At 54.4% G+C, this 19,286-nt stretch carries 15 protein-coding genes and 1 pseudogene; 9 read left to right on the forward strand and 7 right to left on the reverse strand.

Translation table 11 applies throughout. The features are described 5' to 3' along the window. The first annotated feature begins 98 nt into the window (after positions 1-98). Together ACDI13_RS15730 and ACDI13_RS15735 are read left to right on the forward strand one after the other, a co-directional pair. Entirely contained in the window at positions 99-407 is a 309-nt protein-coding gene (locus ACDI13_RS15730) for an XRE family transcriptional regulator (protein WP_316991127.1), read from the forward strand. Beyond that, positions 407-2,056, forward strand: coding sequence for an N-6 DNA methylase (locus ACDI13_RS15735; protein WP_316991126.1), 1,650 nt, complete (start codon positions 407-409; stop codon positions 2,054-2,056). The genes ACDI13_RS15730 and ACDI13_RS15735 overlap by 1 nt, the downstream gene beginning before the upstream one ends. 16 nt (positions 2,057-2,072) lie before the next feature. On the opposite strand, the gene ACDI13_RS15740 is transcribed toward ACDI13_RS15735, so the two are convergent. Continuing rightward, positions 2,073-3,356, reverse strand: coding sequence for a phospholipase D family protein (locus ACDI13_RS15740; RefSeq protein ID WP_316991125.1), 1,284 nt, complete (start codon positions 3,354-3,356; stop codon positions 2,073-2,075). Positions 3,357-3,961: 605 nt separating this feature from the next. Here ACDI13_RS15740 and ACDI13_RS15745 point away from each other — a divergent pair. Next, positions 3,962-4,094 (forward strand): annotated as a pseudogene (locus tag ACDI13_RS15745) (SDR family oxidoreductase); the annotation flags it as partial. A gap of 273 nt (positions 4,095-4,367) precedes the next feature. Here the strand turns inward: ACDI13_RS15745 and rlmF are convergent. The 6 genes from rlmF to ACDI13_RS15775 all read right to left on the reverse strand — a co-directional run bounded on the left by rlmF (position 4,368) and on the right by ACDI13_RS15775 (position 11,553). Next, positions 4,368-5,363, reverse strand: coding sequence for a 23S rRNA (adenine(1618)-N(6))-methyltransferase RlmF (gene rlmF / locus ACDI13_RS15750; protein ID WP_316991124.1), 996 nt, complete (start codon positions 5,361-5,363; stop codon positions 4,368-4,370). A 127-nt stretch (positions 5,364-5,490) separates the two neighbouring features. Beyond that, positions 5,491-5,952 carry a dUTP diphosphatase gene (gene dut, locus ACDI13_RS15755; RefSeq protein WP_123049011.1) on the reverse strand — a complete coding sequence of 154 codons (462 nt, stop codon included), beginning with the start codon at positions 5,950-5,952 and terminating at the stop codon, positions 5,491-5,493. A 74-nt stretch (positions 5,953-6,026) separates the two neighbouring features. Beyond that, positions 6,027-7,211 carry a bifunctional phosphopantothenoylcysteine decarboxylase/phosphopantothenate--cysteine ligase CoaBC gene (gene coaBC, locus ACDI13_RS15760; RefSeq protein WP_316991123.1) on the reverse strand — a complete coding sequence of 395 codons (1,185 nt, stop codon included), beginning with the start codon at positions 7,209-7,211 and terminating at the stop codon, positions 6,027-6,029. Positions 7,212-7,231: 20 nt separating this feature from the next. Next, positions 7,232-7,765, reverse strand: a complete 534-nt coding sequence (gene lspA, locus ACDI13_RS15765; RefSeq protein ID WP_372372514.1) for a signal peptidase II — start codon at positions 7,763-7,765, stop codon at positions 7,232-7,234. After that, complete coding sequence (gene ileS / locus ACDI13_RS15770) at positions 7,758-10,598, reverse strand: isoleucine--tRNA ligase (protein ID WP_316991122.1); 2,841 nt, start codon at positions 10,596-10,598, stop codon at positions 7,758-7,760. The genes lspA and ileS overlap by 8 nt, the downstream gene beginning before the upstream one ends. Next, a complete protein-coding gene (locus tag ACDI13_RS15775; protein WP_316991121.1) occupies positions 10,588-11,553 on the reverse strand; it encodes a bifunctional riboflavin kinase/FAD synthetase in 966 nt (321 codons plus the stop codon). The genes ileS and ACDI13_RS15775 overlap by 11 nt, the downstream gene beginning before the upstream one ends. Before the next feature lie 49 nt (positions 11,554-11,602). Between ACDI13_RS15775 and purN the strand changes: the two genes are divergently transcribed. From purN to ACDI13_RS15805, 6 genes are all read left to right on the forward strand, one after another. Continuing rightward, positions 11,603-12,259, forward strand: coding sequence for a phosphoribosylglycinamide formyltransferase (gene purN / locus ACDI13_RS15780; protein ID WP_316991120.1), 657 nt, complete (start codon positions 11,603-11,605; stop codon positions 12,257-12,259). A 173-nt stretch (positions 12,260-12,432) separates the two neighbouring features. Then, complete coding sequence (locus tag ACDI13_RS15785) at positions 12,433-13,698, forward strand: RsmB/NOP family class I SAM-dependent RNA methyltransferase (RefSeq protein ID WP_316991130.1); 1,266 nt, start codon at positions 12,433-12,435, stop codon at positions 13,696-13,698. A gap of 99 nt (positions 13,699-13,797) precedes the next feature. After that, positions 13,798-15,024, forward strand: coding sequence for a fatty acid desaturase (locus tag ACDI13_RS15790; RefSeq protein WP_316991119.1), 1,227 nt, complete (start codon positions 13,798-13,800; stop codon positions 15,022-15,024). Then, positions 15,021-17,315, forward strand: coding sequence for a UvrD-helicase domain-containing protein (locus ACDI13_RS15795; protein WP_316991118.1), 2,295 nt, complete (start codon positions 15,021-15,023; stop codon positions 17,313-17,315). Before ACDI13_RS15790 ends, ACDI13_RS15795 begins: the two co-directional genes overlap by 4 nt. 387 nt (positions 17,316-17,702) lie before the next feature. Continuing rightward, positions 17,703-18,923 (forward strand): sulfite oxidase, encoded by a 1,221-nt coding sequence (locus tag ACDI13_RS15800; protein ID WP_316991117.1) that lies wholly within the window; start codon positions 17,703-17,705, stop codon positions 18,921-18,923. Between the two features lie 53 nt (positions 18,924-18,976). After that, entirely contained in the window at positions 18,977-19,285 is a 309-nt protein-coding gene (locus ACDI13_RS15805) for a cytochrome c (RefSeq protein WP_316991116.1), read from the forward strand. Position 19,286 lies beyond the last annotated feature (1 nt).

Below are 19,286 nucleotides of genomic sequence, written 5' to 3' on the forward strand. Positions count from 1 at the left end.
CCGCACATCAATACATGTACTCTACACACTAAAAGGTTTATTTAGCACATGGCTTAATGTGTGAGATGATTCAGCTATGGATAAGCGAGGTGTTGGGAATGACCTACGAAGAATTCCGAAGGCAGCTTGGGAAGGCTGGGATCACGGTAAAGGGATTTGCGCGTTTGCTTAAGCAGAATCCCAATTCCGTTACTAATCACGCTGTTACTGGTGAGGTCCCTGCGCATATTGCAATCATTTCGGCACTACTCGCTGAGCTGGCTGAGCATGGGGTCGATTATTCCGCGGTGCTGAACCGCATTGATTATAACGCCAGTAAGTCACGCGGATTGAAAGCGAAGAACGCTGCTAGTTTGAATCGAAACCTCGGGTCACCAGCTACAGACGACCATCAAGGGCATAGTTAATGAATTTTATAGAAAATGAAACCGCCCAAAAACTACGCGGTGGTTATTACACACCATATGATCTTGCTTTGTTTTTGGCACGTTGGGTGGCTGAAATTAAGCCCGCTCGACTTTTGGAACCCAGCTGTGGCGATGGGGTATTTCTCCAAGCGGTTTCGAGTGTTGAATCCGTTCAAGAAGCGACTCTGACAGCGTTTGAGTTGGAGCCAGTAGAAGCTGCTAAGGCAGTCCAGAGAGGCAGTACTGCGAGACTGAGGGCCTTTCGCGTACACAATGAAGATTTTTTAGGGTGGGCAGTGCCACGCATTGGGCGAAATGTTGAAACTTTTGATGCGGTTCTAGGAAACCCCCCCTTCATTCGTTATCAATATCTCCCAGAACCGTTCCAAGACAATGCTGAGCATATTTTCAAAGCGTTAGATTTGCCGTTTACCAAGCATACTAACGCGTGGGTACCGTTCGTTTTGGCCACTTTCAGTATGCTACGCCCAGGTGGCCGTTTGGCCATGGTTGTGCCAGCCGAAATTATTCACGTCACTCACGCGCAGTCCCTTCGGTCATATCTAGGGCAGCAATGCCGACGTATCATAATCGTAGACCCAGAAGAATTGTGGTTTGAAGGGACTTTACAAGGTGCCGTCATACTAATGGCTGAAAAGAAGGCTCACGCTGAGGATGTCGCGGAAGGCCTTGGTATCTATCCGGTTAAGGGGAGAAACTTCGCAAAACTGGCCCCCCGCGCAGTCTTCGATTGTCCCAAGGCTATCAACGGGGAAACGGTGGTAGGCAAGTGGACGAGAGCGTTACTAGACACTGAAACTAGGTCGCTGTTTAATGAAATCTGCGGTCATCACGACGTCCACAGATTTAGAGATATAGCAAAAGTAGAAGTCGGCATCGTTACGGGTGCAAATAAGTTCTTTCTGGTTCCTGATGACACTGTAGAGGCCTACGGTCTTCATAAATGGGCGCACCCAATGTTTGGCCGGAGCGAACATTGCCCGGGCATTATTTATGATGAACAGCAGCATAAATTTAATTCCGAAAAAGGTTCGCCCACAAATTTTATATGGTTCAAAGATGGCAGTAGCGACTTGGATTTAAATGCTCGGGCATATATCACAAAGGGTGAGTCAGATGAGTTGCATAAACGTTACAAGTGTCGGATTCGATCGCCTTGGTTCACAGTACCATCTGTACATGCTACTGAAATTGGCATGTTAAAGCGTTCGCATAATACGCCCAGGTTGATATTGAACAAGCTGCGTGCCTATACAACCGATACTGCCTATCGTATTAAATCGTATGGGATAGCAGCCGAACACCTGGTTTCATGTTTTGTAAATCCACTGACAGCACTAAGCGCGGAGTTAGAAAGCCGTCATTATGGTGGTGGTGTGTTGGAGTTAATTCCATCTGAAATAAATAAACTAGTAATTCCGACCCCAGATGTGTGCATTAATATTAATGAGCTAGACCAAGATATTCGTCGTCTTCCAACCCATGACGTGCTAGCACAACAGGGAGAAAAAATTTTGGGTGCACTGGGTATTTCTACCAAGGACCAAATCAGGATTCTAGATGGGTGGCGAATGCTGCGTGACAGAAGGCATAGGGCCTCCAGCGAGCCAGTTGCGGAAGCCCCATAGCATTCGACTCTGAACTTTATGCGATTACCATCAAGAAGCCTACTTCCAAGCTGGATGTCGCATAAAGTGAAAGGGTTGCACCTGTAAGGTGTAGACTGGGAATTCGTTCCATAAAAAAGCGCCCCCACCGGATGATTGTTGTGTAGTTGTTCTGGCCTGCTTCACCATCTGGTTTATGGCTAACTTCGAACGTTTGCACTCCATAATCGATGCCTCGGATGATCACGCGCATGGGGACAGTTGCGAATTCTTGCGTCGAGTTTCTGTTCCTACCTATTTCGGGTTCCCAATGGTAATCGGCAAAAAGGTTTCGAAAATACCTCGTTTGGTCGATCCGTCCGTTTGCATCTGCAAAACGTGCCTGAGTAAGCCTAATGCCGCCAACTGGATTTGTTCCTTCATTCGAAATTTGGAGAGCCTCACTAGCGGAAAGAACTTTTTGCCAAACCAAAGCCCCACTAGGCACGGGCGGTAATATTGATTGGTTGTATTGATGCGTCATCTGTGGAGTGAACGGCGCAATTCGCTGTTCGGTATTAAGAATTGAGGATGGCAGATTTGGTGGCATTGTTATTGGAACGGGGGGGAATGGATTTGGCGGGGTGTCAAGTTCATTGGGAGTAGCTATGGATTGATTTCTCCGTCGACGTGCTTCCGCTTCATTGACGATCATGCCTCTGGCACTTAACGTCTGTATGAGCTCTGGTGTTAGCTGTGCAACGTCTGGCCGGGCAAGGTTAAAATATGGTTGCAGTGGTTTCATTAAATCAGCTAGGTATTGGTTATCATTTGGTAAATCGAAGTCATATCGTGTACATACTTCATAATTGGTATAAAGCCCACCTTCTGTCCAATTGTTGGAGCCGATAAACAACACAGCTCTGTTATGTGCCTTGAAATAATAAAATTTAGGGTGAAAGGTTGATCTAGGAATTGGATTGTGAACTATGTAAGTTTGAGCATTCCATTGTATAAGTTCGCTTAATACGTCTTGGCTGGTTCCACCCAGGTCAATGCCGATCAAAAATTTTATTTCAGCGTAATTTTGGTTTTGAAAAGCTAGATACTCTTTGAATCTAAGAACTGAACGCAAGCCCACAAAGGCCGATACAAACCTGACTTCTTGAAATACATTGGACTGCAGTAAGTTCGTAATTTCGTTGCCAAGCTGTGTAAATGGTTGAGAAATTATAGAAATATGCACATCTACTTCCTTGTGATTGTAGGTATACGCGGTTGCGTGGTGAGAAAATATAACAACCACGGAGCGTTTACAGAGGTCTGACGGTAAACGCTCCATAGCTCTCTTCCTTACCGGAAGGTGTTCTTCAGGACGCCGGGCCCGACGCTAGCAGCACTTTGTAGCACCTTAACACTGCGCGCAATAGGCAGATGTTCCAGAATTTGGCGCAGGGCTCCTAGCCGTTGGCTTTGGCGGTTTCAATCAGGCTCTCAATCTGCCTGCTGACTGTGGCGCCCTTCGGAGGGGCGCTGAACAGTCAGTCTTGCTACCGATGACGAAGGGCCGAATGATGTTCTCAGTTCGAAGAGGGGAATAAATTTATTAATTGGGATCACCGCCCACCTCAGGTTTTTTTGCCCAGCGCGGCTGGCCGATTCTGACCGAAAGCAGACAGAATAGTAACCAAAAGAATGTGTCTCTACGTTGAATAAATAGAAAAATTAATTGTTCACTTTTTTATTTAAAGTGTCAGTGATTAAAAATAAATCCCGCAACAAACACAAGCTACAAGAATCCGCCAGGCAGATTGAAGCATCTACAGACATTGCAGCTAAATGGATTGTTGCCGCTTTGGCCGTATTGTCAATATCGCTTCGGTTTCTCTCCGCTCGCCTGTGACAAACCTGGAGCTGGGGCCTGTGGTAGAGACCTTGATTGCCTTAGTACCTGCAGGGCGTGCTGGAACGCCGAGCGAGTTTGGTGCTGCATGTGCCTTCTTGTGCAGCGAGGCCGCAGGTTTTATCCGTGGGTCAGAATTTATCTATTGATGGTGGTTTGGTACGAGCTACGATCTAAGTTATTAAGTTTCAACCATGAAGGGGCACACCATGAGCGGTAAGGCTGTATCGACTACATCTAACAGCACATCAGGGAACACAACAAAAAAACAGATTGGCATTGTGCTGTTTGATCGGTAATCCCCATCCGACGATTGATCCGTTTGCTCGCTAGGGTTGGTGTTTGTTGGAAGTCGTTGCTTGGTGAAAGGTAGGGAGTCGGGGTCTTGGCGTTGGCAGCTGATAGCAGCTAATGCCATCAGCGTATCGAGCATCCCGACTTGATACGCGCCTACCGCCAACGCGCCTTGCGCCAAACCTCTTGCTCTTTAGCATCAAGAAAAGTCCAAGCTACGAAGCGGCTTTGCTTTTGTCCCTGCGTCATTTCTACGGTTTTGACTTTAACCGCCTTGGCCTTCTTTAAGGCATTTAATACACCGGGTACATTCGATGCTTTGGACACCAAGGTGCTGAACCAAAACACTTGCCCGCCTACGGTCACGCTTTCTTCTATCATGCGGCGGATGAAAAGCGCCTCGCCACCTTCACACCACAACTCCGTATTCTGCCCACCAAAGTTCAGCACAGGAGCATTGTGCTTGGGTGCGGCTTTACCCAAGCCACGCCATTTACGTTGGCTACCGCTTGCTGCCTCTTCCTGCGAGGAATGGAAGGGCGGGTTGCACAGTGTCAGGTCAAAGTAATCATTCGCGCCCAGCAGACCTTTGAAAATATGCCTGGGGGATTTCTGCTGGCGTAGCTTGATTGCGGCCGACAAGCCTGGGTTCGCGTGAATAATGCTTCGTGCAGAAGTCAGCGCATCGGCGGAAATGTCCGAACCGAGAAACTGCCAGCCATATTCGGCATGGCCGATCAACGGGTAGATGGCATTTGCACCTACGCCAATATCCAGGACGCGTACTGCCTCACCACGGGGAATGGCTCCCTTATTGCTGTTGGCCAGCAGATCGGCCAGATAGTGCACGTAATCGGCTCGACCCGGGATGGGAGGGCACAGGTAATTGGCAGGGATATCCCAATGCGTGACGCCGTAGAAGCTCTTTAGCAGGGCACGATTCAGGGTTTTGACGGCATTCGGATTCGCGAAATTGATGCTTTGATCACCGTAGGGGTTCACAAAAACGAATGCAGCCAGTTCAGGCGTTTCTTTGATCAGAGCGTCAAAGTCGTAACGGCCCCGATGACGGTTGCGCGGGTGGAGCTGAGCCGCCGTTTTATTTGAGGTGGGTAATTCAGCCTTGGAATTACTAGTTTTTGGAGAGGGCATTGAATTCCGAAATTGGCCTGGGTAAGTCTGAACCGTGGTGCTGCTACGTATTTAAAACACAGTTTGGAAGGAGCGATGTGTGTTGTGCCAAGGTGTTCTGCATCGCCTCCTTCTCCCGCTTTATTGCTTAGTTTTTGCCCGTGCTACCAAAGCCACCTGCACCGCGCTCGGTCTCGGTAGAGAACTCGTTCACAAATTGCAGTGCCACTTGCACCACCGGTTGGAACATTAATTGGGCGATACGCTCACCGGGCTGGATCACATAATCCTGGTCGCTGTCGTTGGCCAGGATCACGCCGATTTCGCCGTGGTAGTCGGCATCAATCACGCCAATGCCTTGGGCAACACGCACGCCGTGCTTTAGCGACAGGCCCGAACGCGAGGCGACGATGGCCACCAGACCCGGATCCATCATATTGATGGCCAGGCCAGTTTTAACTAGCGTACGGCCGCCTGCGGGCAGGGTAACGGCTTCGCTCAGGCAGGCGCGCAGGTCCATGGCGGCCGAGCCGTCCGTGGCGTAGCTGGGGGCTTCAATGGTCGTGCCCAACAAGTCATTGACGATGCGGGCTTCAATACGGCGGTGCATAGACGGTATCCTGAAAAAAAAAGAGGCAGCGTACCTGCTTTCGCGCTGCCCGTCGTCATAAAAGAGAAAAGGGTTTACAGCCGCTGGGCGATGTCTTGCACCAGTTGGCGCGCCGCCAGCAGTTTATCCTGGGCGGGCCAGTGCCTATGACCTTGCTCGTCAAACAGCACCAGTTCGGTGTCGTCGGCGTTCATGGCGCGCTGGGCCAGGTTGGCAACCAGCAAGGGCACATTTTTACGCTGGCGCTTGGCCTGGGCGTGTTCGATCAAGTTGTCGGTCTCGGCGGCAAAGCCGACGCAGAAAGGACCGTTTTTCAACGCAGCAACCTCGGCCAGAATGTCGGGGTTGGGGCTGAATTGCAGGTCTGGCGTGGCTTGTTCGGAGGTTTTTTTGATCTTGATGTCGCTGGCATTGCTGACGTACCAGTCTGCTACCGCGGCGACGCTGATAAAGATATCGGCATCATCAACTTGGGACATGACAGTGGCGTGCATTTGACGGGCGGTTTCTACGTTGATGCGGCGCACCTGGTAAGGCGTTTCCAGTGCAACGGGACCGGAGACCAGGGTCACTTGCGCACCCGCTTCCTGAGCCGCACGGGCAATGGCGTAGCCCATCTTGCCGGAGGAGCGGTTGCTGATGACACGGATCGGGTCGATAGGCTCGCTGGTCGGGCCAGCGGTGATCAGGACGCGTTTACCGGGCAGCAGCTTGGGCTGGAAGAAGGCAGTCAGCTCTGCCAGCAGTTGGGCCGGTTCCAGCATGCGGCCATCGCCGGTTTCACCACAGGCCTGGTCGCCGCTGCCGGGGCCCAGAATATACACGCCGTCGCGGCGCAGTTGTTCGACGTTGCGCTGGGTCGCTGGATGTAGCCACATTTCCCGGTTCATGGCTGGGGCGATCAACAGGGGGCAATGGCCCCGAGCAATACATAAGGTGCTGAGCAAATCGTCGGCCAAGCCGTTGGCCAGCTTGGCCATGAAGTTGGTGCTGGCGGGGGCGATCAAGATGGCGTCAGCATCCCGGCTAAGCTGGATGTGGGCCATATTGTTGGGAACACGCGCATCCCACAGATCGGTGTAGACGGTACGGCCCGACAAGGCTTGAAAGGTGACCGGGCTGATGAAGCGCGTGGCTGATTCGGTCATGACCACATCAATTCGGGCGCCCAGGTCCTGGCTGCGACGCAAAAGCTCGGCGGTTTTATAAGCAGCGATGCCGCCAGTGATGCCAAACACCAGTTTTTTATGGCTAAGCATAGGACATGATCCTTACAGACTCAGGAGCGTTGTCGTTTGTTGCGACGCATGCGCATGAACTCGTCCAGCACCAACAGGGCAGCGCCGCAGCTGATGGCAACGTCGGCAATATTGAAGGCCGGAAAGTAGGACTGATTCCAGTAGAACAACAGAAAATCCACTACGTGGCCGTGCATCAGGCGATCGACCACGTTGCCAATGGCACCGCCCAGAATCAGGCTTAGCGACAGGCAAAACAAGGGCTGTTTGGCCGAGCGGCGCAGCATGGTGACGATAAAGACGGTAGCAACAGCGGCAATGCCGACAAAGAACCAGCGTTGCCAACCCTGGCCACCGGCCAGAAAGCTGAAAGCCGCGCCGGGATTGTAGACCAAGGTGAAATCAAAAAAGGGCAGGATATTCCAACGCTCCTGATAGAACAGATTGCTGTCGAAATACTGTTTGGTCCATTGGTCCAGGCCGACAATCAAGGCGGCAAAACCTATCCAGGCCCAGAACTGCCGCGAGGGCAGTCGGGCCTGGCCGGGGGTAGGGGCCATGTCTTGATCAGGCATGGTGACGCACTTCGCCTTGACCAAACAGATTGTCCTCGCAACGACCACACAGGGTGGGGTGCTCGGCGCTTTGGCCTACGTCTGGGCGGTGATGCCAGCAACGCTCGCACTTGGCCTGTTCGGTAGGCGTAACGTCAATGCGCAGATCGCCTTCGCCAGCGTGCACGTCGGCACGCGAGACGATCAGCATGAAACGCAGGTCCTGGCCCAGGGATTGCAGGAACTCCAGATCCTGACCGTTGGCGTAGATGTCGATCTCGGCCGCCAGGGAGGAGCCGATGGCGCCGGTGCTACGTACATCTTCGATACGGCGCATCACGTCGGCACGGATGGCGCGCAGGCGTTGCCACTTGGTGTTCAGTGCCGACTGTTCACCTTGCTCGGGCAGGACATGGAACAGTTCGGTGAAGATGGTGCCGCTAGGAACCGAACCACCGTGCATGTCACGCCAGGCTTCTTCTGCCGTGAAGGACAGGATAGGGGCCATCAGCTTGAGCAGGGTTTGCGTCAGGTGGTACAGCGCCGTTTGAGCCGAGCGACGTGGCTGGCCATTTTTGGCGGTGGTGTATAGACGGTCTTTCAGAATATCCAGGTAGAACGCGCCTAGGTCCTCAGAACAAAAGGTCTGTAAGCGAGCCACGATGGGGTGGAACTCGTAACGCTTGTAGTTCTCCAGCAATTCGGCCTGCATGTCGGCGGTCATTTGCAGGGCGTAACGGTCGATCTCGGTCAGTTGATCAACAGGAACAGCATGTTGGGTGACGTCGAAGTCGGCCAGGTTGCCCAGCAGGAACTTCAGGGTATTGCGGATACGGCGGTAACCTTCCACAACACGCTTCAGAATTTCGTCGGAGATGGACAACTCGCCCGAGTAATCGGTAGCGGCGGCCCACAGGCGCATGATCTCGGCACCCATCTTGTCGGCAATTTCTTGCGGCTTGATGATGTTGCCCAGCGATTTGCTCATCTTGCGGCCATTGCCGTCCACCACGAAACCGTGGGTCAGCAGGGCTTTGTAGGGTGCGCGGCCATACAGCATGCAGCCCGTCAGCAAGGACGAGTGGAACCAGCCACGGTGCTGGTCCGAGCCTTCCAGGTACAGGTCGGCAGGCCATTGCAGTTTGTCAGCGTGCGAGCCGTGAGTCGTGTGATCCTTGCCGCCCAGCACAGTAGCGTGCGTGGTGCCTGAGTCAAACCACACGTCCAGCGTGTCGCGGTTTTTCTCGTACAGATCGGCCTCGTCACCCAGCAGGTCGCGTGGGTCCAGGTTCTGCCAGGCTTCGATACCGCTTTTTTCGATGCGCTCGGCTACTTGTTCCATCAGCTCGGGCGTGCGGGGGTGCAGTTCATCCGTTTCCTTGTGCACAAAGAAAGCCATGGGCACGCCCCATTGGCGCTGACGCGACAAGGTCCAGTCGGGGCGGTTGGCGATCATGGCGTGCAGGCGGGCACGACCCCAGGAGGGGTAGAACTCGGTGTTATCAATGGCTTCCAGCGCCATTTCACGCAAGGTACGGCCGCTGCTGTTTTCTTTGTCCATACCGGCAAACCATTGGCTGGTGGCACGGTAGATGATGGGTGTCTTGTGACGCCAGCAGTGCATGTAGCTGTGCGGGTGCTGTTCGGTTTTCAGCAAGGTGCCGGCGTTCTGCAGGGCTTCCACGATGTGCGGATTGGCCTTCCAGATCATTTGGCCGCCAAACAGAGGCAGATTCTCGGCGTAATGCCCATTGCCCATCACGGGCGTGAGCATGTCGTCGTCCTTCATGCCGTGGGCTTTGCAGGAGATAAAGTCTTCAATACCGTAGGCAGGGGCGGAGTGAACCACGCCCGTACCGCTGTCCAGGGTGACGTAGTCGCCCAGGTACACGGGGGAGCGGCGTTGGTAGCCTGCGTCCACGTGAGCCAGTGGGTGATTGAATTCGACCAGGTTCAGGGCTTGGCCGGTGGCGGTAGCCACGACCTGACCGCTCAGACCCCATTGCTCCAGGCAGGATTTCACCAGCTCTTCAGCCACGATCAGCATGGAGCCGGTAGAGCGTGGGCTGTCCAGCTTGACCAGGGCGTAACTGATTTCAGGGTGTACGTTCAGTGCCTGGTTGGCAGGGATGGTCCAGGGGGTGGTGGTCCAGATAACGATGGCGCCATCGTCCACGCTGTCCACGCCAAAGGCGGTGGCCAGCTTGTCTTTTTGTGCGAAGGGGAAGGCCACGTGCACGGACGGGTCGGTGCGATCGGCGTACTCAACCTCGGCTTCTGCCAGGGCGGAACCACAGTCAAAACACCAGTTCACGGGCTTCAGGCCACGGAACACGAAACCCTTTTGCATGATCTTGGACAGTACGCGCAGCTCGTCGGCTTCATTACTGAAGTTCATGGTCAGGTAAGGGTTCTCCCAGTCGGCCAGCACGCCCAGGCGTTTGAAGTCCTTGCGCTGGCTGTCGATCTGTTCCAGAGCGTAGGCGCGCGCCTTGGCCTGAACTTCCGCCACAGGCAGGTTCTTGCCGTATTTCTTTTCGATCTGAACTTCAATGGGCATGCCGTGGCAATCCCAGCCGGGGACGTACTGCGCGTCAAAGCCAGCCATATTGCGGCTTTTGACGATGATGTCTTTCAGAACCTTGTTGACCGCGTGGCCAATATGAATGTCGCCGTTCGCATAGGGAGGGCCGTCGTGCAAAATAAATTTGGGACGACCGGCGCTGGCTTGCCGAATTGCTGCATAGACTTTGTTTTCTTCCCACTGGCTAATCCAGCCCGGCTCACGTTTGGCGAGGTCGCCACGCATGGGAAAAGGGGTGTCGGGCAAATTGAGAGAGTTTTTATAGTCCATTTGAAGCAAAGTAGTCGCGAGCGCGTTGTGCATCGTTGTCGATGGCGGCGATCATTGTGATGAGGTCCGGGAATTTTTCTTCGTCCCTGACAAATTCCAGAAATTCTATACGGGCAAGTTTACCGTAAGCATCCAGGCGTTGGTCCAGTAAATGTACCTCTAACAGCAGCCGTCCCTGGTCGATGACGGTTGGGCGTACCCCCAAGGAGGCAATGCCGGGCAGAGCCTGTCCGGTCAGTCCGTGAACCCGGACTACGTACACGCCGGAGCGGGCGGCACAGTGTTCGGGCACGCGCACGTTCAAGGTCGGGTAACCAATGTCCCGGCCCAGTTTCTGGCCATGAATGACATGACCACTAATATGAAAGGGTTTGCCCAGCAGGGCGCGAGCACGATCTAACTGGCCTACGGCCAAGGCCGTACGCACTTCCGAGCTGGAGATGCGGCGGCCATCGGCATCGGCCACATCGTGCAGGGTCTCGACGCTAAAGCCATGTTGCTTGCCCGCTTCGCGCAACATTTCAATGTTGCCAGCACGTTTGTGGCCATAGCGGAAGTCTTCGCCCACCAATAGCCAGCCGGTGTTCAGACCTTGCACCAGAATTTCGTTAATAAAGGTGGCTGCCGACATATCGGCCATGGCCTGATTGAAGCGGGCCAGATAAATTTGTTCAATGCCGCATTGGTGCAGGGCTTCGACCTTGTCGCGCAGACCGCTGATCTGCGTGGGGATCAGTTCGGGCCGTTGGCCGCGCTGCGCAAAAAAGGCACGCGGGTGGGGCGTAAAGGTCATCACACAGGAGCTTAGGTCCTGCTGGCGCGCCACCTCGTTGACGCGATGCAAGATGGCCTGATGGCCCAGATGGACCCCGTCAAAATTGCCAATGGTGACGGCGCTGCGGGCCGTGCTGTTGCGCCGTGGCAGAGAGCGATAGAGTTTTAGATCAGATTTCACAAGCGAGAGTTTACAATTTTGGATTCGTTATTTCTCGGGAAACAGGATTTTGACCGATTCCACCCTACCTTGTCGCCTTGTTGTGCTTATTTCAGGCCGGGGCTCCAACTTGCAGGCCATTGGCGAACTGATCAAGACAGCAGGCTTGAATGGCCGTATTGAGGCGGTCATCTCTAACAAGGGCGATGCGCCCGGACTGGAATGGGCGCAGCGTCAAGGGCTGCCTACCGAGACGGTTTCGCATCGCGAATTTGCAACACGTGAAGCCTTTGACCAAGCTTTGGCACGCGTGATTGACCGCTACCAGCCAGATTATGTTCTACTTGCGGGATTCATGCGCATCCTGAGCACCGATTTTGTTCAGCACTATGCAGGCAAGCTCATCAATATACACCCATCCTTGCTTCCTAGCTTTCCCGGTTTGAATACCCATCAACAGGCACTTGACGCGGGCGTGCAGTTTCATGGCTGCTCGGTGCACTTTGTGACCCCGGTGCTCGATGATGGTCCCATCCTTGCCCAAAGTATCGTGCCCGTCCTGCACGACGATGATGCACAAACCTTGGCAGAGCGCGTTTTGGCAACTGAACACCACGTTTATACCGAGGCCGTACGCTGGCTGATCGAGGGACGGGTACGTTTACAGGCCGATGGCCGTGTCGAGGTTGCCGGACTGACGCATCGCGGCTTTTATTTCCCCGCCTGATTGAGCGGGCTATTTGGAATTTTTGAATATTCATGTCTGATCACCAACAATCCCGCGGCCGCTCGGACCGCAAGCGCCCGTCCTCGTCTGCCCAACGTAACGAGTCCGGAGCGCGTGGTCGCCCTTATGCAGCACGCCGCGACAAACCCTCGGGTCCACCCGAGCCGGGCGCGATGGCACAGCGCCGTCTGGAGCAGGTCTCCAGCGCCCTGGGTGAAGTTTTGCAATGGAAGCACCCCGCTGATCTGGCTTTGACACGCTGGGCGCGTACACGCCCCAAAATGGGATCGCGTGACCGTGCCGAGATCCGCGAGGCCGTGTTTGATGTGCTGCGCCACCTGCGTCAGTACCGTAATTGGGCGGAAAGCGGCGTCGGTCCCTCCACCCGTCGTCTGGCCATTCTGGGTCTGGCTACGGCAATTGGTCAGGAATCCCTGTCTTTGGGGCTGGCTGAAGAAGAGCGCCAGTGGCTGGGCCATATCCGTTCCCTGAATGTGGACGGTTTGCCGGTTGGTGTGCGCCTGAGCCTGCCCGAGTGGCTGGAAGAGCGTCTGAAAGAGATTCCGGATTCCTACAAGCTGATGGCTGCCATGAACGAGCAGGCCTTGCTGGATCTGCGCGTCAACCCCATGAAAGCCGAGCGCGACACGGTGTTGCGTCAGTTGCAAAACGGTCCCATGGCTCGCTTCAAACCCGTGGCCATGCCGTTTTCACCTTGGGGTATCCGTATTGAAGGCCGCCCATCTGTCGCCGTATGGCCACAGTATGAGAAAGGCGAGCTGGAAATTCAGGAAGAGGGCAGCCAATTGCTGACTGCCTTGCTGGAGCCACGTCGTGGCGAGATGGTTATTGACTACTGCGCTGGTGCGGGTGGCAAGTCCTTGCTGCTGGGCGCCTTGATGCGCTCTACAGGCCGTTTGTACGCCTTTGATGTGTCGGCAACTCGTTTGAACAAGGCCAAACCCCGCTTTGCGCGTGCCGGCCTGTCCAATGTGGTGCCTGTTGTCATACAGGAATCGGGCGACCAGCGTGTTCGCCGCCTGCATGGCAAGGCGCAGCGCGTATTGGTGGATGCGCCTTGCAGCGGATTGGGAACTTTACGTCGAAATCCTGATCTTAAGTGGCGTCAACACCCACAAGCTCTGGAGCAGTACACTCAGATGCAGGCCGACATTCTGGAGCAGGCCGCAGCGTGTGTCGCACCAGGAGGTCGTTTGGTTTATGCAACATGCAGTTTTTTGCCCGAAGAAAACGAGCAACAAGTGCAGGCATTCTTGGACAAACACCCCGAGTTCCGACTGCTGGATGCCCGGGAAATCTTGAAGGACAAATGTCCAGCCCTTGCGCTAGAGGGGCCTTATTTGAATCTGCGCACGGACCGTCACCAAACCGACTGTTTCTTTGGTGCGGCACTTGAACGAATCACGGAAAGTGCTTGATTTAAAGCAAGTTCGTCCTTAAATAATGTTATTGTTAACTGGTTAGGTGGGCTACACTTTTCCGGTTTCCCTTAACAAAGATCAGGTCTAAAAGGGTCTATGCAATCGTTTCTTTCTTTTCTTGCTGACGGATGGCTGCAACTGTCTTGGTGGCAGCTTACTCTTGTCATTCTGGCGGTGACGCATGTCACTATTGTGTCAGTTACCGTATTTCTCCACCGTAGTCAGGCGCACCGCGGGCTGGACTTGCACCCGGCGCTGATGCATTTCTTCCGTTTCTGGCTCTGGATGACCACCGGTATGGTCACCAAGGAATGGGTGGCGATTCACCGCAAGCACCACGCCAAATGCGAGCGCGAAGGCGATCCCCACTCCCCCGTGGTCTTTGGTCTGGGCAAGGTGTTCTTCCGTGGTGCAGAACTGTACCGTCAAGAAGCCACTAACCCCGAAACCTTGAAGCGTTTCGGTCACGGTACTCCCGATGACTGGATCGAACGCAACCTGTACAGCAAGTACAGCATGTTGGGTATTACCATCATGCTGGGTATTGATCTGTTCCTGTTCGGTCTGCTGGGCCTGACGGTCTGGGCTATTCAGATGGCCTGGATTCCTTTCTGGGCTGCCGGTGTGGTCAATGGTCTGGGTCACGCGATCGGTTATCGCAACTTTGCCAGCCCTGATACCAGTACTAACGTGTTTCCTTGGGGCATCATCATTGGTGGTGAGGAGCTGCACAACAACCACCACGCTTATGGTACGTCCGCCAAGTTCTCCAGCAAATGGTACGAATTTGACTTGGGCTGGTGCTATATCTCGGTGTTCAAGGCACTGGGTCTGGCCAAGGTCAAGAAGGTTGCTCCCAAGCTGCGTCTGGAACCCAGTGTGCCTTCTAACGCTCCAATCGACGGTATCAGCCTGGCCACCTTGCAAGGCGTGATTACTCACCGCTACGAAATTCTGGCCCGTTACGCAGACATCATCAAAACGACGGCTTCGGAAGAAATTGCACGTCTGAAACCGCAAGTGAACAAGAACAACCCGAATTGCTCCTGGTCCTTGCTGGAAAGCTGCAACGACTGGATTGGCCGTGGTGACGACGTGCTGGCTCCCGAGCAGCGTGCGGAACTGGAAACCGTAGCGGCTGGCGATTCCCGCCTGTCCATCCTGGTTCGCATGCAGCGTGAACTGGCCGGTATCTGGGAAAGTTCCAGCTCCTCTAGCGAACAGTTGCTGTCTGACCTGCGCGCATGGTGCCAGCGTGCTCAGCAAAGTGGTATCGACAGTCTTGAGCAGTTCGCCTTGCGTCTGCGCCGCTACGCGGCATGATGGATCGTTTAAACCCGGAACAGCGAGCCGCCGTTACTCTCCCCTCTGGCCATGCCTTGGTGCTGGCCGGAGCGGGTAGCGGAAAAACCAGTGTCCTGACCTCCCGAATGGCCTGGTTAATCCAGACTGGGCAGGTCAGCCCTCACGGACTGGCTGCTGTTACCTTCACCAACAAAGCCGCGCGCGAAATGCTGACGCGGCTTACTTCTTTATTGCCTATCGATACTCGCGGAATGTGGGTCGGGACTTTTCACGGCCTGTGTAATCGCTTGCTGCGCATGCATTACCGCGATGCCGGTCTGGTACAGACTTTCCAGATCCTGGATACGGCAGATCAGTTGGCCTCCATCAAGCGCATGGTCAAGGCCAATAACGTCGATGACGAGAAATTTCCACCCAAGGAAATTCAGAAGTTCATCAACGCCTGTAAAGAAGACGGCCAACGTCCTGGCGACCTGGAAGCACACGAGCCTCACCGCCGCCGCTTGATCGAGCTTTACCAGCTTTATCAAGAGCAGTGCGAACGTGAAGGTGTGGTGGACTTTGGCGAGCTGCTGCTGCGTGCCTACGAGCTGTTGTCCCGCAATGCGCCTATCCGCGAACATTATCAGCGCCGTTTCAAACACATTCTGGTCGACGAGTTCCAGGACACCAACGTGTTGCAGTACCGTTGGTTGCGTCTTTTGGCCGGTGATCAGGCCTGCATGTTTGCCGTGGGCGACGATGACCAGTCCATCTATGCTTTCCGTGGTGCGAATGTGGGCAATATGGCCGACTTCGAGCGCGACTATGCCCGTGGCAATGTGATACGCCTGGAGCAGAACTACCGTTCCTGCGGCCATATTCTGGATTCGGCCAACGCGCTGATCGAGAACAATAGTGGCCGGCTGGGCAAGAATTTATGGACCGATAGTGGCGAGGGCGAGCTGGTACGTATCAGCGAACTGGCTTCGGATGCCCTGGAAGCGCAGTGGATTGTGGACGAAGTCCGTGCCCTGATCGCCGAAGGCAAGCCGCGTCGTGAAATTGCTATTTTGTATCGCAGTAATGCCCAGTCCCGAGTGATTGAGCATAGGCTTTTTTCCCAAGGCTTGCCCTACAAAGTGTATGGCGGCCATCGCTTCTTCGAGCGTCAGGAAATCAAGCACGTGCTGGCTTACTTGCGCTTGATGGACAACGCGGATGATGACACGGCTTTCCTGCGTGTTGTGAACTTCCCGACTCGCGGTATTGGTGCTCGCTCGGTAGAGCAACTGGCTGACTTGGCGCGTGAGCGTGGTACCAGTTTGCTGCGTGCCATTCCTTACCTGCAAGGACGTGCGGCTGCCAGCCTGATGCGTTTCTCGAACCTGATTCAGGATATGGCCAGCCAGGCACAGATTCTGTCTTTGCCCGAGTTGATTGAGCACGTTGTCCACGATAGCACCTTGCTGGCCCATTATCAGGCCGACCGCGAAGGTGCCGAGCGCCTGGAAAACTTGCAGGAACTGGTCAACGCAGCCACGGTGTTTGTGGGTGAAGAAGGCTTTGCCGAGCTGCCAGCCGGTCGAGTCCCAGAAGCTGTGGCGGGCGAGTCCGAGCAGGCCATGCAGAACCCGGACCAAGCGACAGCCTCCGTGTTGGCTCCCATGTCGCCTTTGGGCTCCTTCCTGACCCATGCCTCTCTGGAAGCAGGGGACAATCAGGCCCAGGCAGGCCAGGACGCCATTCAGCTGATGACGATCCATGCCGCCAAAGGTCTGGAGTTCGATGCGGTTTTCATTACTGGCCTGGAAGAGGGTTTGTTCCCGCATGAGAACAGTTTGTTCGACCCTGGTGGGATCGAGGAAGAGCGTCGCTTGATGTACGTGGCGATTACGCGGGCGCGTCAGCGCCTGTACATCACCCTTGCGCAAAGCCGCATGCTGCACGGCCAGACGCGTTACGCCATGCGTTCGCGCTTTCTGGAAGAGTTGCCGGAGCAACACATCAAATGGTTGTCGGCCCGCTATACCAGTACGCCCATGCAGTCAGAGGCCAGTTCGGGGGCCTTCCGTCGTGGTCAAAGCTGGGAGTCCAAGGACAAGAGCTATTCGGCCCAGCCTTACGGCGGTCGCAGTCACACCAGCGTGCTGGAAGTGAATGGTCAGACCTTCCGTGTGGGGCAGGGGGTGCATCACAGCCGCTTTGGTGAAGGCACCATTATTAATCTGACGGGTCAGGGCGATGATGCCCAGGCCTTGATTCAGTTCCGCGAAGTGGGCAGCAAGACCTTGGCTCTGGCCATTGCCAAGCTGGATCCTGTTAGCTAAAAAACGAAGCACAGACTGAGTCTGTCGATTGCAGTTTGTAGGCCCCCGGAAACCGCCGGGGGTTTTTTTTGGTCGACACAATGGCATGACTATTTTCAAACAGTTGCCGGGGGCAGGGCTTCTTAGTTCAAGTCATTGATAGTTGTAGTCCATCTTGCCCGACGTTCATGCCGCCAAGAGAAGCTGCATACCTTATTTTACGTTTTGAGCAAAAACAGGGACGGTGTTGAAAGCCACGTTCTATCTGTTTTTCCAGTGTTCAGGTTTTTTTCTTATCTCTTTATGATCGTTATATATAAGGGTTATAGATTCTGGTTATAAAGAAGGCGCCGCCATAAAATCGAAGCCTAAATTAATTACAACTAACAAATACACATGGAGGCGATCATGGAACCTAGCAATCTTTCACGCCGGCGCATGCTATTGTCCACAGGCGGGGTGATGGCCCTGGCTGGAACGGCAAGCCTGACACCTTTGTCTGCGGCACTGGCTCAGGAGAAGGCAAAAACGCAGGCTAAAGCCTTGCCTGCCTATGCATCCTGGAAACATGCCGATAGCTTGATTGTGCACAGTGCCAATACCATTGAAACCAAGCGTAGCGCATTTGGTTCGGGCTTGATCACACCGTTGGACCGCTTGTTCGTACGCAATAACGTAACTCCCCCATCCGAACAAATTGTGGCTGATCCGGATGCATGGGTGCTGTCGATCAAGGGCGTCAAGAACCCTAAAGACATGACAGTCGCCGAGCTGAAACGCCTGGGCTTGGTGGCGGTACCCATGGTGCTGCAGTGCTCGGGCAATGGCCGTGCTTTCTTCCCTGAGAAGCCCAGTGGTACTCAGTGGGCTGTAGGCGCAGCAGGCTGCGTGGTCTTTACCGGCGTGCCGATCAAGGCTGTGTTGGAGGCTGTCGGTGGCATGGACGAGGGTGCCAAGTACATGACAGGACAAGGCGGTGAAGAGATTCCCCAGGGACTGGACCCGAACACCATCATGGTGGAGCGTTCGCTTCCTTTGGAAGCGATTGATGACGCGATGCTGGCCTGGGAAATTAATGGTCAACCTATCCCCTTGGCTCACGGTGGCCCCTTGCGCTTGGTTGTCCCTGGATACACTGGAGTCAATAACGTCAAGTACATCAAGCAGTTGGCGTTTACCAAGGAACAGTCTGCTGCCAACATTCAGCAAAACAGCTATCGTCTGGCGCCGGTTGGTGAAAAATCCAACCCGAATCAGGAGTCGGTATGGGAAATGCCCGTCAAGTCCTGGGTGACCAGCCCCAGCGGTGAGCCTGGCGAAGAACTCAAGGCGGGCAAGGTACAGATTCAAGGCTTGGCTTTTGGGGGGATGTCAGCGGCCAAAGGGGTAGAGGTGTCCGTTGATGGTGGCAAGAACTGGGTGAAAGCGACGTTTGTAGGCCCTGATCTGGGTAGATATGCGTGGCGTCAGTTCGTTCTGGGCGTGGATTTGAAGCCTGGCAAGTATGAGATCACCAGCCGGGCGACCAGTGAAGCAGGCACGGTACAGCCTGAGGAGCGCGTTCCCAATAACCGTGGCTATTTGAATAATAGCTGGCGTGACCACATGCTGGCTGTCACGGTCGTTTAAGTCTTGAATGTTGTATCCGCCCCGTTGGTTCGGGGCGGCTATGGAAGCGAATCATGAAGAAATATTTTGTTGCTGCAGTATCTGTATTTATTTTTAGTACCCAGGCTTATGCTCAGGAGCAGGGCAAAGAATTGTTTTTGACAGGTGCCAAGCCCATCGCCTGTGCTGTCTGTCATACCTTGGCTGACGCTGGCTCAGCCGGGACAATCGGTCCGGATCTGGATGAGCTCAAGCCGGGCAAAGAGCAGATCCTGAAAGTCATGAAAGAAGGCATGGGTGCCATGCCGTCTTTTGCTCAGACCATGAGTGACGAAGAGCGTGATGCTGTTGCCACTTACGTCAGTTCTGTAGCGGGTCAATAAG

Origin of the sequence: Alcaligenes faecalis (assembly GCF_041521385.1) — a bacterium.
GTDB classification, from domain to species: domain Bacteria; phylum Pseudomonadota; class Gammaproteobacteria; order Burkholderiales; family Burkholderiaceae_B; genus Alcaligenes; species Alcaligenes faecalis_E.